16 protein-coding genes are annotated in these 17,540 nt (G+C 69.2%); all 16 read right to left on the reverse strand.

Translation table 11 applies throughout. The features are described from left to right. Positions 1-7 precede the first annotated feature (7 nt). Entirely contained in the window at positions 8-937 is a 930-nt protein-coding gene (locus tag DFJ65_RS12670; RefSeq protein WP_115923324.1) for an RluA family pseudouridine synthase, read from the reverse strand. Beyond that, the gene (gene lspA, locus DFJ65_RS12675; protein ID WP_115923325.1) at positions 930-1,541 is read right to left on the reverse strand and encodes a signal peptidase II; all 612 of its coding nucleotides are present in this window, start codon (positions 1,539-1,541) and stop codon (positions 930-932) included. Before lspA ends, DFJ65_RS12670 begins: the two co-directional genes overlap by 8 nt. Then, positions 1,514-2,449 (reverse strand): TraR/DksA family transcriptional regulator, encoded by a 936-nt coding sequence (locus DFJ65_RS12680; RefSeq protein WP_115923326.1) that lies wholly within the window; start codon positions 2,447-2,449, stop codon positions 1,514-1,516. The genes lspA and DFJ65_RS12680 overlap by 28 nt, the downstream gene beginning before the upstream one ends. 238 nt (positions 2,450-2,687) lie before the next feature. After that, complete coding sequence (locus DFJ65_RS12685) at positions 2,688-3,791, reverse strand: DivIVA domain-containing protein (protein WP_115923327.1); 1,104 nt, start codon at positions 3,789-3,791, stop codon at positions 2,688-2,690. A gap of 84 nt (positions 3,792-3,875) precedes the next feature. Further along, positions 3,876-4,154 carry a YggT family protein gene (locus tag DFJ65_RS12690; RefSeq protein ID WP_115923328.1) on the reverse strand — a complete coding sequence of 93 codons (279 nt, stop codon included), beginning with the start codon at positions 4,152-4,154 and terminating at the stop codon, positions 3,876-3,878. Positions 4,155-4,212: 58 nt separating this feature from the next. Beyond that, positions 4,213-4,728, reverse strand: a complete 516-nt coding sequence (locus DFJ65_RS12695) for a cell division protein SepF (RefSeq protein WP_115923329.1) — start codon at positions 4,726-4,728, stop codon at positions 4,213-4,215. Between the two features lie 134 nt (positions 4,729-4,862). Next, positions 4,863-5,588, reverse strand: a complete 726-nt coding sequence (locus DFJ65_RS12700) for a YggS family pyridoxal phosphate-dependent enzyme (RefSeq protein WP_115923330.1) — start codon at positions 5,586-5,588, stop codon at positions 4,863-4,865. A 1-nt stretch (position 5,589) separates the two neighbouring features. Beyond that, positions 5,590-6,324, reverse strand: coding sequence for a peptidoglycan editing factor PgeF (pgeF, locus tag DFJ65_RS17840; protein ID WP_115923331.1), 735 nt, complete (start codon positions 6,322-6,324; stop codon positions 5,590-5,592). An 18-nt stretch (positions 6,325-6,342) separates the two neighbouring features. Further along, positions 6,343-7,692: a cell division protein FtsZ gene (gene ftsZ, locus DFJ65_RS12710; protein ID WP_115923332.1), complete on the reverse strand. Its 1,350-nt coding sequence runs from the start codon at positions 7,690-7,692 to the stop codon at positions 6,343-6,345. Positions 7,693-7,852: 160 nt separating this feature from the next. Next, the gene (gene murC, locus DFJ65_RS12715; protein ID WP_245950230.1) at positions 7,853-9,283 is read right to left on the reverse strand and encodes a UDP-N-acetylmuramate--L-alanine ligase; all 1,431 of its coding nucleotides are present in this window, start codon (positions 9,281-9,283) and stop codon (positions 7,853-7,855) included. Continuing rightward, on the reverse strand, positions 9,280-10,368 hold the full coding sequence (gene murG / locus DFJ65_RS12720; protein WP_115923333.1) for an undecaprenyldiphospho-muramoylpentapeptide beta-N-acetylglucosaminyltransferase: 1,089 nt from the start codon (positions 10,366-10,368) through the stop codon (positions 9,280-9,282). Before murG ends, murC begins: the two co-directional genes overlap by 4 nt. 4 nt (positions 10,369-10,372) lie before the next feature. After that, the gene (gene ftsW, locus DFJ65_RS12725; RefSeq protein ID WP_115923334.1) at positions 10,373-11,611 is read right to left on the reverse strand and encodes a putative lipid II flippase FtsW; all 1,239 of its coding nucleotides are present in this window, start codon (positions 11,609-11,611) and stop codon (positions 10,373-10,375) included. A 2-nt stretch (positions 11,612-11,613) separates the two neighbouring features. Beyond that, positions 11,614-13,119, reverse strand: a complete 1,506-nt coding sequence (murD, locus tag DFJ65_RS12730; protein ID WP_115923335.1) for a UDP-N-acetylmuramoyl-L-alanine--D-glutamate ligase — start codon at positions 13,117-13,119, stop codon at positions 11,614-11,616. Further along, positions 13,116-14,192 carry a phospho-N-acetylmuramoyl-pentapeptide-transferase gene (gene mraY / locus DFJ65_RS12735; protein WP_115923336.1) on the reverse strand — a complete coding sequence of 359 codons (1,077 nt, stop codon included), beginning with the start codon at positions 14,190-14,192 and terminating at the stop codon, positions 13,116-13,118. Before mraY ends, murD begins: the two co-directional genes overlap by 4 nt. Continuing rightward, positions 14,189-15,580 carry a UDP-N-acetylmuramoyl-tripeptide--D-alanyl-D-alanine ligase gene (locus DFJ65_RS12740; protein ID WP_115923337.1) on the reverse strand — a complete coding sequence of 464 codons (1,392 nt, stop codon included), beginning with the start codon at positions 15,578-15,580 and terminating at the stop codon, positions 14,189-14,191. The genes mraY and DFJ65_RS12740 overlap by 4 nt, the downstream gene beginning before the upstream one ends. Continuing rightward, positions 15,577-17,517, reverse strand: coding sequence for a peptidoglycan D,D-transpeptidase FtsI family protein (locus DFJ65_RS12745; RefSeq protein ID WP_245950232.1), 1,941 nt, complete (start codon positions 17,515-17,517; stop codon positions 15,577-15,579). The genes DFJ65_RS12740 and DFJ65_RS12745 overlap by 4 nt, the downstream gene beginning before the upstream one ends. Between the last annotated feature and the right edge of the window lie 23 nt (positions 17,518-17,540).

Below are 17,540 nucleotides of genomic sequence, written 5' to 3' on the forward strand. Positions count from 1 at the left end.
AGGTGCGTCAGCCGGCGCGCGCGATGTCGAGCGCGTGCTGCAGATCCTTCGGGTACGGGCTCTCGAAGGTGATCCACTCCCCCGACCCCGGGTGCTCGAAGCCCAGCTCGACGGCGTGCAGCCACTGCCGGTCGAGGCCGAGCTTCTTGGCCAACTTCGGGTCGGACCCGTACAGCGGGTCACCGACGCAGGGGTGGTGAAGGGCCGAGAAGTGCACCCGGATCTGGTGCGTGCGACCGGTCTCCAGGTGGATCTCCAGCAGCGACATCGAGCGGAACGCCTCGACGAGCTCGTAGTGGGTGACGCTCGCGCGGCCCGACTGCATGACCGCGAACTTGTAGTCGTGGTTGGGGTGGCGACCGATCGGGGCCTCGATGGTGCCGACCACCGGGTCGGGCAGCCCCTGCACCAGCGCGTGGTAGGTCTTGTCGACCGTCCGGTCACGGAACGCCTGCTTGAGCACCGTGTAGGCCCGCTCCGACTTGGCGACGACCATCAGACCGGACGTGCCGACGTCGAGGCGTTGGACGATGCCCTGCCGCTCCGGAGCACCCGAGGTGGAGATACGGTAGCCGGCCCCGGCCAGTCCGCTCACGACGTCCGGACCGTCCCAACCGACACTCGGATGGGCGGCGACCCCGGCGGGTTTGTCGACGACGACGATCTCGGTGTCGTCGTGCACGATCCGCAGATCGTCGATGAGCTGCGGCTTCACCTGCGGCGTGCGGTCGACCTGCGCGGGCACGTCGACCTCCAGCCACTGCCCCGCGCTGACCCGCTCGGACTTGCCCACCTGCGAGCCGTCGAGCCGCACGGCTCCGGACGCGGCGAGCTCGGCGGCGCGGGTGCGCGACAGGCCCAGCACCCGGGCGATGGCGGCATCGACCCGCTCGCCCTCCAACCCCTCCGGGACGGCGAGCGCCTTGAGATCACTCATCGGTGTCGGCCTCGTTCTTCGCGTCGGTCTTCATGTCAGCGGTCGACTCGGCGTTCGTGCCGGACGACTCCAGCCGCGAACCGTCCAACCCGATGCCTCGGATCGACAACAGCGCGATGAGGCAGGCCGCCGAGACGACGCAGATGTCGGCCACGTTGAAGATCGGCCAGTGCGGCAGCTCGAGGAAGTCGACGACGTGCCCCTTCGCGAACGACGGCTCGCGCAGGAATCGGTCGGTGAGGTTGCCGAGCGCCCCGCCGATCAGCAGGCCGAGGCCGAGCGCCCACGCCCGGCTGCGTAGCTTGCGCGCCGAGAAGATGGTGAACGCGATCACCGCGGTGGCAATGATCGTCAGCACCCACGTCGCGTTGGTCGCGATCGAGAACGCGGCACCCGGGTTGAAGGTGAGCCGCAGCCGAAGCAGGCTGCCCACCAACTCCTTGGGCTCGCCGGGCGTGAGGGCGGACACCGCCCACGCCTTGGTCGACTGGTCGAGCGCGTAACCGATGACCGCGACCAGCACGAGAACACCGATCGACCCGCGACGAGTCACACCGGACGGACGGGTGGACGGACTCAGCGGCGTTCCTGCTTCTGTTTGCATTGCACGCACAGTGTCGCACGCGGGAACGCCTGCAGCCGAAGCTTGCCGATCGGGTTGCCGCAGCTCTCACAGATGCCGTACGTGCCGTCGTCGATGCGGGCCAGCGCGCGGATCGCCTGCTCCATCGACGCCCGGTTGTTCTGCGCCAGGGAGTACTCGTACTCCCGCTCCAGCGCCTTCGAGCCCACGTCGGCCTGGTCGTCGCCGGCGCCACCGTTGTCGTCATGGATGAGCCCGGCGATGTCGGCCTCGATCGACTTCAGCTCGGTGCGGAACCGCTCGATCTCGGCCGAGAGCTCACCGTGCACCTCAGTGAGTTCCTCTGGGGTCCAAGGCGATTCGTCCTCACGGACGACGAGGTCTGCGGCCGCCTGCGCGGCGCTCTTTCGTGCCCGGGACGGCGCCTTCTTGGCGGTGCTCTTCGGCGCGGCAGCAGTGCTCACCGTCGTCTCCTTCTTCGGCGCCGGCGCGGTTGCCGACGTGCTGGTCTTCTTCGCGGTTGCGGTCTTCTTGGCTGCCGTGGTCTTGGCGGCCGCTTTCTTCGTCGGTGCGACCTTCTTGGCAGCGGTCTTGCGTGCAGGTGCGTTCTGCACGGGCGCCTTCGCCGCAGCACTCTTCGTCGGCGCAGCGTTCTTCGCAACTGCCTTCGTCGCGCTCGTCTTCTCGGCAGCTGTCTTCTTCGCAGGTGTCTTCTTGGCGGCCGTCTTCTTGGCAGCCGTCTTCGCCGGAGTCTTCTTGGCAGGTGCCTTCTTGGCTGCGGCGCTGTCGGTCGCTGCCTCGTCGCCACGACCGCGCGTCACGCCGGCCACCCGTCCGACCGCCCCGACGGCACCGGTCGCCGTGCGCAGCAGCGACCCGACGCGCGAGCGCCGCTGCTCGTCGGACTTCGGACTGCCCTTCGCCGCCATGCGGGTGCCCTTTCGTGGAAAAAACCGTCGCTTCGGACGGAAAGGAGATGCCCGTCACAGCGACGGACTGCCTGAGGATAAGCGACGAAGGCAGGCCCCATGTGCCAAAACGCCGGAAATTCAACGGAATTCTCTCGGTTCGATGTTCGGTTCGAAACAACCGGAGAAACCGCGAGGCGGCCACCCCCGCAGGGGTGACCGCCTCGATCGTCTCGACCGGCCCCGGGCCGGTCGGCGACTACTGGTGCTTGTCGCTCTTGACGTCGTCGAGTCCGACCGACTTCAACTGCTCCAGCTGACCCTCGATGTAACCGCGCAGCTTGCTGCGGTAGTCGCTCTCGAAGCCCTTGAGCGACTCGATCTTGGTGTTCAGGCCGTCACGCTGATTGGTGAGGTCGGTGAGCACCGAGGTGCGCTCCTCGTTGGCCGTGCGCACCAGGTCGTCGTGCTGGGTCTGACCGGTGTTGATCAACTCGTCGTGTCGGCTCTGGCCGGTCTTGACGAGCTCGTCGTGCTTCGCCTGACCGGTCTTGACCAGGTCGTCGTGCTTCGCCTGACCGGTCTTCACCAGGTCGTCGTGCTTGGCCTGGCCCGTGCTGACGAACTCGTCGTACTTCGACTGTCCGGTCTTCAGCAGGTCGTCGCGCTTGGCCGTGGCCTCACCGACCACCTTGTCGTGGTGGGCCTGCGCGTCACGGATGAGCTTGTCGCGGGTCGTCTCGCCCTCGCGCACGTGCTCGTCGTGCAGCTTCTGCGCAAGTGCGATGACACCGGCCGCGCCACCGGCCGCGCCGGCACCGGCCAGCGCGTGCGCTTCGCCGCCCGCGGCCGGCTGGGCGGCAGCCGCTGCGGCGCCGTCCTGAGCGGCCTTGAGGTCGCTCTCGGCCTTGGCGACCTGCGACTTCAGGTCGGCGAGCTTCGACTGCTCGGTCCTGGTGTCCTGCTGCGCCTTCGCCAACTCCTCGCGGGCGCTCGTGAGCCGGCCCTCGACGTCCTTCAGTTCGCGCTCGGCGTCGGCGATGCGTCCGCGCACCGCCGAGTCGTCTGCGGACGGCTTCTCGGCGGACGCGGCCGGGGTCAGCACCGGGGTGGCCTGGGTCGGGGCCTCGGCGGAGACGGTGCTTGCGGCGTCGGTCTTGCCGAGGTTCGCCGGCTTGCCCGACGCACGGCGGCAATCGGCCAGCTGGGCGGCGAGGTCTTCGTTCTCGGCGTTCAACCGGCGCAGCTCGACGACGATCTCGTCGAGGAAGTCGTCCACCTGGATTTCGTCATAGCCGCTCTTACCGAAGCCCTTCGGCTTGGTGAATTCCTTCTTGACTACGTCCTCAGGCGTCAACGCCATGTGGTCACCTCTGCGGCCTACGGGTCGCGCACCGGCCACCTGTTCGAGGGCGCGACGCAGCGACGCTTGTAAATATGTCGCCGGTCAGCTTATGACACCCAGCAGCAAACTCACACCCAGCATCAGAATCAGGAAGGCGATGTCGAGTCGCACCTGCCCGATCCGCAGCGGCTTGAACACCTTTCGCAGCGCTTTGAGGGGCGGATCAGTGAGCGAATACACACCCTCGGCGACGACCAGAACGGCCCCCTTGGGCCGCCAGTCGCGGGCGAAGACCTGGATCCAGTCGAAGACCAGACGCGCCAGCAGGATGATGAAGTACAGGTAAAGGAGCGCCCCGAGGACGGTTCTCAACTGATCCACGCTTCACTCCAGACAGATCGGGACGAGCCCCCACACCGAGGCTCGTCCCGATATCTTCTCAGCTCTGGTTGAACAGGCCGCGCGAGCCCTTGCTGTCGGTGCCGGTCGTCGCCACCTCGACGCCGGCCGGCGACAGCAGGAACACCTTGGCGGTGACCCGCTCGATGGTGCCGTGCAGCCCGAACACGAGGCCGGCGGCGAAGTCGACGAGACGCTTGGCGTCGGTGTCGTCCATGTCGGAGAGGTTCATGATCACCGGGATGCCGCTGCGGAAGCTCTCCCCGATCTCCTTGGCCTCGTTGTAGGTGCGCGGGTGAATCGCGTTGATCCGGCTCATGTCGCCTGCCTTGGGGTGTGCCGCCACCGCGGCGACGTTGTTCTTGCGCAGCGGGGTGACCGGGGCCGGCGGGTTGTCGGCCACGTGCTCGACCTCGTCGAAACCGGAGTCGGCGTAGTCGTCGTAACCGTCGTGGTCGTAGCCGTCGTGACCGTAGTCGTCGTACTCGTCCTTGTAACGGCTGTCCTCCTCGGCGAGTCCGAGGTACGCCATGGTCTTGCGCAGTGCGCCTGCCATCTCTTGCTCCTTGGGTGCGGCGATCCGCTGTGGTCCGGTGTGGTCGCCGCCGACGCTACCGGCGCGGGCGTCGAATCCCGTGGATTACCAATCCGACACGCCACATTTTGATGTGCCGGGCCGGACACGGTCGGTCAGACCGCCGGCCGGGGCCCGAGCACGGCGCTGCCGATGCGCACGTGCGTCGCGCCGTGGCGCACCCCTTGCTCGAGGTCACCGCTCATGCCGGCCGAAATCCGGTCCGCCGAGGGATGCGCGGCCCGCAGGTCGCGCGACAACTCGGCCAGCCGGGCGAACGCGGCATCGGGGTCGGCGCCGCGCGGAGCCACCGCCATCAAACCGCTCAACCGCAGCTGCTCGAGACCCGCGACGTGTGCGGCGAGGTCGGCGATCTGTTCGGGCAGGGCTCCTCCGCGTCCGGGATCGGAACCGTCGAGGTCGACCTGCACCATCACCTCGAGGGTGCGACCGTGGCGCTCGGCACCCTTGGCCAGCGCCGAGGCGATCTTCGCCCGGTCGACCGACTGCACGACGTCGGCGTAGGCGGCGACATGCCCCGCCTTGTTCGACTGCAACTGCCCGACGAAATGCAGGCGGAGCGCCGCCCGCTCCTGCTCGCTCGCCCCCTCGAAGATCTCGGCGAACTTCGCCGAGGCTTCCTGGTCCTTGTTCTCCCCGAAGTCGGTGACGCCCAGGTCGATCAGCCGGCGGACGTCGGCGACCGGGAAATACTTGGAGACGACGATCAGCGTCGCGTCGTCGGCGGCGCGGCCGGCGGCCCGCGCCGCGTCGGCGATGCGGGCGCGGACGGCGGCGAGGTTGTCCCGCAACTCCCGGGAGCGATCGTCGAGCTCGGTCATCTCAGGCCCTCCGGCGCAAGGTGACCACGCCGGCGAAACGTCCGGCACCGGGGTCACGGCGATGGGAGTAGAGCCGACCCTCCTCGCGGGTGCATCCGGGGATCCAGTCGAGCTCGACGTCGTCGGCCCGCAGCTGCGACACCACACCGGCGGCGACGTCGATCGCCGGCGTTCCGGTCCAACTGACGGCGTACGACGCCGGCACCCGGGCCGCCGCATCGTCACGCATCTGGGCGGGCACCTCGTAGCACCGGCTGCACACCGACGGCCCGACCACCGCACCCAACCGACCCGACCCGAGCTCCCGCATGGTGCGGACGGTCTCGGGCACCACTGCGGCGAGCATGCCGGGCCGGCCCGCGTGCACGGCCGCGACGAGGGGTTGTTCCCGGTCGTAGATCAGCACCGGCGTGCAGTCGGCCACCAGCACCACCAGGGTGCGGTCGAACGCCGACGTCACCTGGCCGTCGGCGGTCGGGGCGGGTGCGCCGTCGGACTGCTGCTCGAGCACCGCGACATCGGCCCCGTGCACCTGCGCCATGAACCGCAGGTCGGTCGTGTCGACCGCCTGCGCCAGACGCTCCCGGTTGGTCGCCACCGCCTCTGGGTCGTCACCCACGTGAGCGCCGAGGTTGAGCCCGGCGTAGCCGCCGCGGCTGACACCACCCTCGGAATCGGTGAACGCGAGGTCGACGACCCAGTCGCCGACCTCGCGTTCGTCACGCCACCAGAACACCGGTGTGCAGTCCTTCGATCACTTCAGGAAGTCGGGCACGTCCAGGTCGTCGTCGCCGTCGTCGAACGTGACCTCACGCGGCGGGCGCGAGGTGGACGTCGGCTGAACCTGGCCCGGCTGCTGCGGACGGCCCTGCTGGCCACCCGGCTGGCCCTGCTGCGGCTGGTCGTCGCGCTGCGGGGCTTGGGCGCCCTGCTGGGGCGGCTGACCCTGCTGCACCGGACGCGCCGCCTGCTGCGGTGCACCCTGACCACCCTGCTGACCGGCCGGGGCACCCTGCGGGGCGCGCTGCTGACCCGACACGGCGCCGGCGGCCTCGGCGGGCGACTGCACCCGCTGCTGGTTGCCTGCGGGCACCTGGTTGGCCCGCTGCGAACCCTGGATCTGGCCGAGCGCGCGGTCGTCGGTGCGCTTGGTCGGGGCGCCGCCGTCGAAGCCGGCCGCGATGACGGTGACACGCACCTCGTCGCCGAGGGCGTCGTCGATGACCGCACCGAAGATGATGTTGGCCTCGGGGTGCGCGGCTTCCTGCACCAGGCGGGCCGCCTCGTTGATCTCGAACAGACCGAGGTCGCTGCCACCCTGCACCGACAGCAGCACGCCCTGGGCGCCGTCGATGCTCGCCTCGAGCAGTGGGCTGGAGATCGCGAACTCCGCGGCCTGCACGGCGCGGTCTTCACCGCGGGCCGAGCCGATACCCATGAGCGCGGAGCCCGCCCCCTGCATGACCGACTTCACGTCGGCGAAGTCCAGGTTGATCAGGCCCGGGGTGGTGATCAGGTCGGTGATGCCCTGGACACCGGACAGCAGCACCTGGTCGGCGCTGCGGAACGCGTCGAGCATCGACACGTTGCGGTCGCTGATCGACAGCAGTCGGTCGTTCGGGATGACGATGAGGGTGTCGACCTCGTCGCGCAGCGCGTTGATGCCGAGGTCGGCCTGACCGGCGCGGCGGCGACCCTCGAAGGTGAACGGACGGGTGACGACACCGATGGTCAGCGCGCCGAGGTTCTTGGCGATCTTCGCGACGACCGGCGCACCGCCGGTGCCCGTGCCGCCGCCCTCGCCGGCGGTGACGAAGACCATGTCGGCGCCCTTGAGCACCTCTTCGATCTCTTCCTCGTGGTCTTCGGCGGCCTTGCGACCGACCTCGGGGTCGGCTCCGGCGCCGAGCCCACGGGTGAGCTCACGGCCCACCTCGAGCTTCACGTCGGCGTCACACATGAGCAGCGCCTGGGCGTCGGTGTTGATCGCGATGAACTCGACTCCCTTGAGCCCCTGCTCGATCATCCGGTTCACGGCGTTGACCCCGCCGCCGCCGATACCGACGACCTTGATCACTGCGAGGTAGTTCTGCGGAGATGCCACGAACGTTGGCCTTCCTTTGTCGAGATCGATGGACTTCAGTCGATGGGCGACGTCGTGCCTCGGGCAACCCAACGGTACTTCCGCCGCATGGTACGCGGTGAGGGCACCCCTTCGCGACTGTCAAGGTCGACTTCAGGTTGAGCGCTCGGCCGCACTTCGATCAGCCTTGCAGACGTTCCAGGATTCGTGGGGCCAGCTTGGTGACGTCCCCCGCCCCCACGGTGATGAGCAGGTCGCCGGGGCGAACGGTCGCGACCACGAGGTCGACAGTCTCCTGCGCCGAGTGGGTGCGGGTGCACGGACGGCGCATCGCCTGCGCGATCAGGTCGCTGCTCACGCCGTCCATCGGTTGCTCGCGGGCGCCGTAGACGTCCATCAACACCGCGACGTCGGCGCCGTCGAGTGCCTCCGCCATGCCGATGGCCTGGTCGCGGGTGCGGCTGTAGAGATGCGGCTGGAAGACCACGACGAGCCGACCCGAGCCGCGCAGCTGACGGCCGGTGCGCACCAACGCGGCGAGCTTGCCCTGGTTGTGGGAGTAGTCGTCGACCACTCGCACCCCACCGGCCTCACCCTTGAGTTCAACCCGACGTGAGGTGCCTCGGAAGGACGCCATCGCGGCCACCGCATCGGACGGGGCGACCTCGAGCCCGAACACCAGCGCGGCCACCACACCGGACGCGTTCTCCAGGTTGTGAAAACCTGGAACGTTGAGTTGAAGGTTAAGCACTTCTCCCCCGCTGATCCGCAGATCTGCCCGCACCGACCAGCCGTCCTCGACCGGGCGTTCGAAGCGGACGTCGGCCTCCGGGGAGGTGCCGTAGGTGACGACCCGCCGGCCCTGTTCCGCGGCCCACCGACCCAGGTCGGCGCTGCCGGGATCGTCGGCGCAGCAGACGAGCAGGCCGTCCGCTGCGACCGTGAGCGCGAACCGGCGGTAGGCGGCGACGAGGTTGTCGGTCGTGCCGTAGAAGTCGAAGTGATCGTCCTTCACGCTGGTGACGATCGCGATCTTGGGGTGGTAGACGACGAACGAGCCGTCGCTCTCGTCGGCCTCGACGACGAACTCAGCACCGGTTCCCACGCCGGAGTTGGCGCCGATGCCGGCGATCTCGGCGCCGGTGGCGAACGACGGGTCACGACCCAGTGCGCGCAGGGCCGTCGTGGCCATCCCGGAGGTGGTGGTCTTGCCGTTGGCTCCCGCGACGGCGAGCCCGGCCCGGCCGGCGAGCACGATCGCGAGGCCCTGGGCCCGGTGCAACACGTTCAGGCCGCGGCGCCTGGCCTCGATCAGCTCCGGATTGTCTTCGGTGATCGCCGACGACACGACGACGACGGTGCCGTCGGGCAGCGGGTCGATGTTCTCGGCCCGGTTGCCGATGGTGACCGCAATGCCCTCGCTGCGCAGCTTGTCGACCGCAGCCGACTCGGCGTTGTCCGATCCGCTGACCTCGACGCCGCGGGCACGCATCAACCGGGCGATGCCCGACATCCCCGACCCGCCGATCGCGATGAAGTGAGCCCGGGTCAGGTCTTCCACCCGCGGCAGCGCGGCGGAGAAGTCGAAGCGTTCGTTGACGCCGTTGCTCACGCCTGCTCCTCCACGGCCCGTTCGGCGAGGTCGACCAGGGCCTCGGCGGCCTTCGCATGCTGCTGGGCGCGCATCGCGGCGGCCATCGCGGCCAGCCGGGCGCGGTCGGTGATCAGCGGCACGAGCTGGTCGCGCACCCAGTCGGCGGTGTAGTCGTCGTTGTCGACGAGCAGGGCTCCCCCGGCGGCGACGGTGTCGGCCGCGTTGAGGCGCTGCTCGCCGTTGCCGATCGGCAGCGGCACGAAGACGGACGGCAGGCCCACGGCACTCGTCTCGCACACCATTCCGGCACCCGATCGGGTGACGACGAGGTCGGCGGCCGCGTAACAGAGGTCCATCCGGTCGGCGTACTCGAGCACGGTGTACGGCGCGCGCGCCTCGGAAGCGTCGAAGGCCTTGCCGCGCCCGGTGACGTGCAGCACCTGCACCCCGGCGTCGGCGAGGGTCTCGCGGGCGGCCCACGTCGCCTCGTTGAGCGAGAGCGCACCGAGCGACCCGCCGGTCACCAGCAGCGTCGGACGGTCGGGTTCGAGCCCGAACTGCGTGCGGGCCTGTGCCTGCATCCCGGCCCGGTCGAGGTCGGTGATCTCGCGGCGCAGCGGGAGCCCGATGACCTGCGCGTGCGGCAGCGGCGTGCTGGAGAAGGTGGTCGCGACGTACGGCGTCATCCGCGCACCGAGCTTGTTGGCCAGGCCCGGCCGGGCGTTCTGTTCGTGGATCACGAACGGCGTGCCGCGGCGGCGCGCCGCCAGGTAGGCGGGCGTGCTGACGTGTCCGCCGAAGCCGATGACGACCTGCGCGTCACGCTCGTCCAGCAGGTCCTTGGTGCGCGCCACCGCTTCGCGGAACGCGCCGGGAAAACGCACGGCGGCGCCGTTCGGCCGGCGCGGAAAGGCCACCTTCGGGATGATCGTGAGCTCGTAACCACGTGCCGGCACGAGGTCTTCCTCGAGTCCGCCCTCGCTGCCCAGCACCGCGATCTCGATCTTCGGCAAGCGTGCGCGCAGCGCGTCGGCGGTCGCGAGCAGGGGCGACACATGGCCGGCGGTTCCACCGCCGGCCAGGACAACTCGTTCGATCCTCATGGGTTCATCTTCCGCGTCGGGAGGTCGGCAGGATCGCGCGGGTGCGACCGACCAACTTGGGTCGCTGCGCGAGGGCTGCCTTGCATTCGGGTTCGTTGCGTGCGAACGACATGAGCATGCCGAGGGCGATCAGTGTGGTGACCAGTTGCGAACCGCCGGCGGAGACCAGCGGCAGCGGCACGCCGATGATCGGCAGCAGCCCCAGCACCGAGGCGATGTTGATCGTCGCCTGGATGAGGATCCAGGTCATCACACCGGCGGTGGCGATGCGCACGAAGAAGTCCTTGCTGGTGGCGATCAGCCGGTAGCAGGCATAACCGATCGCGGCGTACAGGCAGAGCACGACGAGGGTGCCCGGCAGGCCGAGCTCCTCACCGAGGATCGCGAAGATGAAGTCGTTGTGGGCCTCGGCCATCCAGCCCCACTTCTCCCGGCTGGCCCCGAGCCCGACGCCCCACCAGCCGCCGTCGGCCAGCGCGTACTCACCGTGCACCGGCTGCCAGCAGCCGTCCTGCAGCGCGCCCTGCGGGCAGCCGCCGAGCCAGGTGCTGATGCGACCCATCCGGTTGCCGGAGGTCCACACCAGCACGGTGACGGCGGCGGCGGCCAGCGCCAGCGAGATGCCGAAGATGCGCAACTTGACCCCGGCCACGAACAACATCGCGCCGACGATCATCGCGAGCACCAAGGTGGTGCCGAGGTCGTGACCGGCCATCACCAGCGCCATGAAGAACAGCGCGCACGGAATGATCGGTATGAGCACGTGTTTGAACTCGGCCAGAAGCTTGCGCTTCATCGCCAGCACGCCGGCGGTGAGCAGCACCAGGGCGAGCTTGCCGAGCTCGGAGGGCTGCATGGTGAAGCCGCCGACCCTGATCCAGTTGGTGTTGCCGAGCACGCTGACACCGAGCGAGGTGAACACGAGTCCCTGCATCAACACCGCGACGATGTATGCCGGCCAACCGGCGACCTTCCACACCCGCACCGGGATTCGTGCGGCGATCATGGCACCCACGGTGCCGATCGCGGCGAACATCGCCTGGCTCTTGAACACCGTGAACGACGAGCCGGACTGTTGGTAGGAGGTGACGCTGGACGCCGACAGCACCATCACCAGCCCGAGCATCGTCAGCCCGCAGGTGGCGCCGAGCAACAGGTAGTAGGGCGCGGTGGGTGACTCCATGCGGCGCAGCGTGGCGCGCACGTCGAACCGACCGGTGTGGACCGGTGCTTGGGTCGTCATCGTCAGTCGGTCGACGCCAGGGCGCGGGCCGCAGCGGCGAAGGCATCACCGCGGGCTCCGTACGAGGCGTACATGTCGAGCGAGGCCGCTGCCGGCGAGAGCAGAACCACGTCGCCCGGGGCGGCCATCGCGGCTGCGCGGCGAACTGCGTGATCCATGACGCCAGTGTCCGTCTCGTCGAGCACGACGACCGGCACATCCGGCGCGTGTCGTGCAATTGCTTGTGCGATCTGTGCCCGATCGACCCCGATGAGCACCGCACCACGCAGCTTCGCGTGGTTCGCCGCGACCAGTTCGTCGACGTCGGCGCCCTTGAGCTGACCGCCGGCGATCCAGACGATCGAGTCGAAGGCCCCCATCGCGGCCTGCGCGGCCGGCGGGTTCGTCGCCTTGGAGTCGTCGACGTAGCGGACGCCGTCGACCTCGATCACGGTCGCGGTGCGATGCGGCTGCGGGTGGTAGGCGCGCAGGCCGTCACGGACGGCGAGCGGACGCACCCCGAAGGCGCGAGCGAGCGCCGCGGCCGCGAGCGCGTCCTGGACGTAGTGGGGTGCCGGGGCGAACCCGTCCTGCCCGAGGTCCTTCAACTGGCAGAGCTCCGCAGCCTGGTGGGTGCGGTCGTCGACGAACGCCCGGTCGGCGAGCACGTCGTCGACCAGTCCGAGCATCGACGGGTGGGGCAGGCCGAGGGTGAAACCGACCGCGCGGCAGCCTTCGACGACATCGGCGTCCTCGAGCAACTGCTCGGTGGTGGGGTCGTCGACGTTGTAGATGCAGGCCACCTGGGTCTGCTCGTAGACCCGCCCCTTCTGCCGGCGGTACTCCTCGAACGACCCGTGCCAGTCGATGTGGTCGGGTGCGACGTTCAGCAGGCACGAGGCGTAGGGCGACAGGCTGCGCGACCAGTGCAACTGGAAGGTCGACAGTTCGACGGCGAGCACCTCGTAGGGCTCCGGGTGCAGCACGGCCTCCAGGATCGGCAGACCGACGTTGCCGGCGGCCGTCGCACGCAGGCCGGCCGAGCGCAGGATCTGCTCGAGCATGGTCACCGCGGTGGTCTTGCCGTTGGTGCCGGTGATCGTCAGCCACGGCGCCGCGCCGGTGCGCGGACGCATCCGCCAGGCCAACTCGACCTCGCCCCAGACCGGCACACCGGCGGCTGCGGCCGACAGCATGAACGGGTGATCGGGGCGAACCCCCGGCGAGGTGACGACGAGTTCGGTGCCGGCGGGCACCTGCTGCTGGTGCTCGGCGCCGAACAGCACACGGGCACCGAGGATGTCGAGGATCTTGGCGCGTTCCTGCACCGTCGGCGATGCGTCGGTCGACAGCACGGTGACCTTCGCGCCGCGCTCGAGCAGCGCGTCGGCGGCGGCATAACCCGACACCCCGAGGCCCATCACGACGATGTCCAGGCCCGACCAGTCCGCGTCGCGATGGGTCAGGTCGCGGTCGCCGCCGCGCGGTTCGTAACTCGGGTCGATCGGCCGGGGGGTCTCGGCCGTCATCCGGTCACCCATTCGGCGTAGAAGAGTCCGAGGCCGAGAGCGACGCATAGCCCGGCGATGATCCAGAAGCGGATCACGACCGTCACCTCGTTCCACCCGACCATCTCGAAGTGGTGATGGATCGGCGCCATCCGGAACACCCGTTTGCCGCGCGATTTGAAGGATCCGACCTGGATGATCACCGACAGGGTCTCGAGCACGAACAGGCCGGCGAGGATGACGACCAGCAACTCGGTGCGGGTCATGATGGCCAGCCCGGCCAGCGCGCCGCCGAGGGCCAGCGAGCCGGTGTCACCCATGAAGATCTTGGCGGGGGTGGCGTTCCACCACAGGAAGCCGAAGCAGGCGCCCATCACACAGGCAGCGACCAGCGCGAGGTCGTGCGGGTCGCGCACGTCGTAGCACTTGTTGCTGCCGATCGTTTCGCAGTTCTGGTTGAACTGCCAGATCGAGATGAGCACGTAGGCGGCGAACACCATCACCGAGGCGCCGGTGAGCAGGCCGTCGAGGCCGTCGGTGAGGTTGGTGCCGTTGGAGGTGCCGGCGATGATCAGGTTGGCCCACAGCACGAACAGCACCATGCCGAGCGCGGTGCCGGCGAAGGCGAGGTCGAACCACGTGTCGCGCACGAACGAGACGCGGTAACTCGCCGGGGTGCGACCGCCCTGGTCGGGGAAGTTGACCGCGAGCAACGCGAACGACACACCGACGAAGGTCTGCGCGACGAGCTTCTGCCAGGCCCGCAGACCCAACGAACGCTGGTTGCTGATCTTGATCCAGTCGTCGGCGAAGCCCACCGCGCCGAGACCGACGATGAGGTACATCACCAGCAGGCCCGACACCGACGGCGCCGTCCACAGCACCAGGTGGGCCAGGAAGTAGCCGAGCACGCATCCGATGATGATGACGGCGCCACCCATCGTGGGCGTGCCACGCTTGGTGTGGTGGGTCGTGGGTCCGTCGTCGCGGATGAACTGGCCGTAGCCACGCCGCACCAGGAACTTGATGAACGCAGGGGTGCCGGCGAGTCCGGTGACGAGTGCGATCAACGCACCGATCAGAATGGCCTTCACTGCCCGGCAACCTTTCCGTCCGCTTCGACGAGCCGGTCGCCAAGGTAGCGCAGGCCAGAGTCACGACTTGATTTGAGCAAGGCTATATCGCCGGTGCGCAACATCGAGCGCAACAGGTCGTAGGCCGTGTCGGTGTCGGCGGCATGCTGCCACTCGACCCCGTCCGCAGCCGCCGCGCGACCGATCGCGTCGGCTCCCGCGCCGACGGTGACGAGCAGGTCGACGCCGCTGGTCGCGACGGTTCGACCCACCGCTTCGTGTTCGGCGACGGACGACTTCCCCAGCTCGAGCATCTGCCCGAGCACCGCGACCTTGCGCTCGGCCCGCATCGTCTGCAGGGCGCGCAACGCGGCGCCCATCGAGTCGGGGTTGGCGTTGTAGGCGTCGTTGACGATCGTGACTCCGTCGGACAGTTCGTGGATCTCCATCCGCCAGCGGCTGACCGCTCCGGCCCGCTCCAAGACGGACACGATGTGGTCGGCGTCGACACCCAGGTGACGGGCAGCGGCGTAGACCGACAGGGCGTTGCCTACGTGGTGGGAGCCGAACAGTCCCAGTCGGATACGGCGCGGCGGCCCGTCACCGACGAGGGTGAAGGTGGCGCGCGACCGGTCGTCGAGTTCGATGTCGGTGGCGCGCAGGTCGGCCGACTCGCCGGTGCCGACGCGTTGCACCGTGCAGCGCGCCCGGCCGGCCATCGCGGCGACGCGTGGGTCGTCGGCGTTGAGGATCGCCAGGCCGTCGTCGGGTAGAGCCTCGACGAGTTCGCCCTTGGTCTGCGCGATCGCCTCGACCGAGCCGAACTCGCCGACGTGCGCCCGCCCGACGTTGAGCACGATGCCGACCTGCGGCGGGGCGATCCCGGCGAGGTAGGCGATGTGGCCCACGCCGTCGGCGCCCATCTCGGCCACCAGGTAGCGGGTGTCGGAGGTGACCCGGCACACGGTCAGCGGCACGCCCATCTCGGAGTTGAGCGAGCCCTCGGGCACCACGGTCTCGGCGAGCGGGAGCAGCACCTGCCCGAGCAGATCCTTGGTCGACGTCTTGCCCGAGCTACCGGTGATGCCGACGATCGTGAGTTCGGGCGCCCGGTCGACGACGGCGCGTGCGAGCCGTCCGAACGAGGTCTGCACGTCGTCGACGACGACGGTCGGCATGCCGTCGATCGCCCGGCTGCCGAGGGTCGCCACGGCACCGGCCGCCGCGGCGTTCGGTGCGAAGTCGTGGCCGTCCGCGAACTCGCCGATCCGGGCCACGTACAGGCTCCGCCGGTCGGCCTGACGCGAGTCGGACACCACCGGTCCGTCGACCAGTACGGCGCCGGCGTCGGCAGGTTCGAGTCGGCCACCGACCGCGTCCGCGATCTCGGCCAATGTCATCGGGATCATTGCTTGCGGTCCTTGCTGGGGTCGTACTTCAGGTCGTACAGGCTCGGCTTGACGGTGCTCGGCGGGACGTGGCCGTTACGCAGCGCCGCGGCCATGAGCTGCGAGAACACCGGCGCGGCGACCTCACCGCCGTAGATGCTCACCGCGGTCGGACGCTGCAACGCGACCGAGACGATGTACTGCGGGTTCTCGGCCGGGGCGAAGCCGATGAACGAGGCGGTCCACCCGTTGTACCGTCCGAGCGATTCGTCGTAACGGGCGGCGGTACCGGTCTTGCCGGCCACGTTGTAGCCCTCGACGACGGCCTTGGGAGCCGTTCCGTTCTTGGTCGGCACGGCCTGCATCATCCGGGTCATCTGGGTGGCCACCGAGGCGGGCACCACCTGCACCGCGACACGGTCGTCGGCCGGTGCGGTGAAACCACCCGACCCGTCGCCGATGCCCTTGACCAGCTTGATCGGCTCACGCACGCCGCCGTTCGCGATCGTCTGGAAGACCGAGATCTGCTGCATCGTGTTGCTCGACAGACCCTGGCCGAACATCACCGTGTAACGCCGCGAACCCGTCATCTGCGCAGCGGTCGGGATGCTTCCGACGTTCTCACCCGGGAAGTTGGTGCCGGTCGGCTGGCCCTGACCGAAGCGGGTCATGTAGTTGCGCAGCGTCGCGGCCGACATCTTCTCCCCCACCTGGATGGTGCCGGTGTTCGAGGAGTCGGCGAGGATGCCTGCCGTCGTCATCGTCTCCGTCGGGTGGTGGTGGGAGTCGGTGAAGGTCTGGTCCGCACGCGGCAGGCCGTAGGGCACGGTGAATGTCGTCGTCGGGGTGACCTTGCCCTCGGCGAGGGCCGCAGCCATCGTCACGACCTTGTTCGTCGAGCCCGGCTCGTAGCTGTCGGCGAACGGACGCGAAAGCATCGACCCCTGCGCGGTCGCGATCTGGTTGTTGTCGAAGCTGGGGTAACTCGCGGCCGCGATGATGTTGCCCTTGCGGTCCATCACCACCGCTTCGCCGGACAGCGCCTTCGTCTTCTTCACCTGCGCGGCGATGAGGTTCTGCGCGGTCCACTGCAGGTCGTTGTTGATCGTCAGTTGCACCGGACGCCCGTCGGCCGCCGGGGTGTCCTTGTTGTTGCCCGTGGCGATCGTGGTGCCGTCGGCCGCTCGCTCGTAGACGTGCGTGCCGGGCGTGCCGTTCAACTGCTTCTGCGCGACCACCTCGACACCACCACCGGGCTTGCCGTCGGCGCTCACCCAGCCGAGCAGCGGTGCGAGCGCGGTGCCCTGCGGGTACTCCCGCTTCACCGTGCGCTCACTGAAGATCCCCGGGATGCCCAGGTCGCTGATCTGCACCCACTGCTGGGGCGAGATGTCCTTGGCCAGGTAGACGAACCGGCGACTCTTGGCGGCGGCGTCCTGCAGCGTCTTCAACAGGGTCGCCGGATCGTCGCCGACGATCGGTGCGATGGCGTCCGCGGCACCCTTGAGGCCCAGCTTCACCTTCTTGCGGGTGCCGTCGGGTTGCTTGTCGTAGCGCGCGTACGTCGAGGCCGCCAGCGGGTCGGCGGTCACATTGCGCCGCTCGACCGACCGCGCCAAGGTCACCCCGGACGCGTCGACGATGTCGCCCCGCTTGGCCGGGATGGTCGCGCGCGCCACCCGCTCGCTGAGTGCCTTCTGCGACACCGACGCGGCGTCGAGGCCCTGCACCCGCAGCAACTGGGCGACGAAGACGGTGAGCACCATCCCGAACGCGATGAGCAGGGCGCGGGCCCGCCGGCGCGGGTGACCCACGCCGAGTTGCACCGGAAGGCGCGGCTTGGAACCGCCGCCACGACCACGTCCCGACCCGCCGCCACCGACGGCCTTGCGGGACTTCGCGGCGTTGCGCGCGCGCACCGAGTCGAGGTCGATCGTGGCCGAACTACGCTCCCGCACCGGCGACCGCGGGGGTGTACGAC

Origin of the sequence: Calidifontibacter indicus (assembly GCF_003386865.1) — a bacterium.
Lineage (GTDB): Bacteria > Actinomycetota > Actinomycetes > Actinomycetales > Dermatophilaceae > Yimella > Yimella indica.

Excerpts from the sequence above, each read along its gene's own strand:
- DFJ65_RS12670 (WP_115923324.1), bottom strand. The coding sequence starts at position 937 with ATGAGTGATCTCAAGGCGCTCGCCGTCCCGGAGGGGTTGGAGGGCGAG.
- lspA (WP_115923325.1), bottom strand. The coding sequence starts at position 1,541 with ATGCAAACAGAAGCAGGAACGCCGCTGAGTCCGTCCACCCGTCCGTCC.
- DFJ65_RS12680 (WP_115923326.1), bottom strand. The coding sequence starts at position 2,449 with ATGGCGGCGAAGGGCAGTCCGAAGTCCGACGAGCAGCGGCGCTCGCGC.
- DFJ65_RS12685 (WP_115923327.1), bottom strand. The coding sequence starts at position 3,791 with ATGGCGTTGACGCCTGAGGACGTAGTCAAGAAGGAATTCACCAAGCCG.
- DFJ65_RS12695 (WP_115923329.1), bottom strand. The coding sequence starts at position 4,728 with ATGGCAGGCGCACTGCGCAAGACCATGGCGTACCTCGGACTCGCCGAG.
- DFJ65_RS12700 (WP_115923330.1), bottom strand. The coding sequence starts at position 5,588 with ATGACCGAGCTCGACGATCGCTCCCGGGAGTTGCGGGACAACCTCGCC.
- murG (WP_115923333.1), bottom strand. The coding sequence starts at position 10,368 with ATGAGGATCGAACGAGTTGTCCTGGCCGGCGGTGGAACCGCCGGCCAT.
- ftsW (WP_115923334.1), bottom strand. The coding sequence starts at position 11,611 with ATGACGACCCAAGCACCGGTCCACACCGGTCGGTTCGACGTGCGCGCC.
- murD (WP_115923335.1), bottom strand. The coding sequence starts at position 13,119 with ATGACGGCCGAGACCCCCCGGCCGATCGACCCGAGTTACGAACCGCGC.
- DFJ65_RS12740 (WP_115923337.1), bottom strand. The coding sequence starts at position 15,580 with ATGATCCCGATGACATTGGCCGAGATCGCGGACGCGGTCGGTGGCCGA.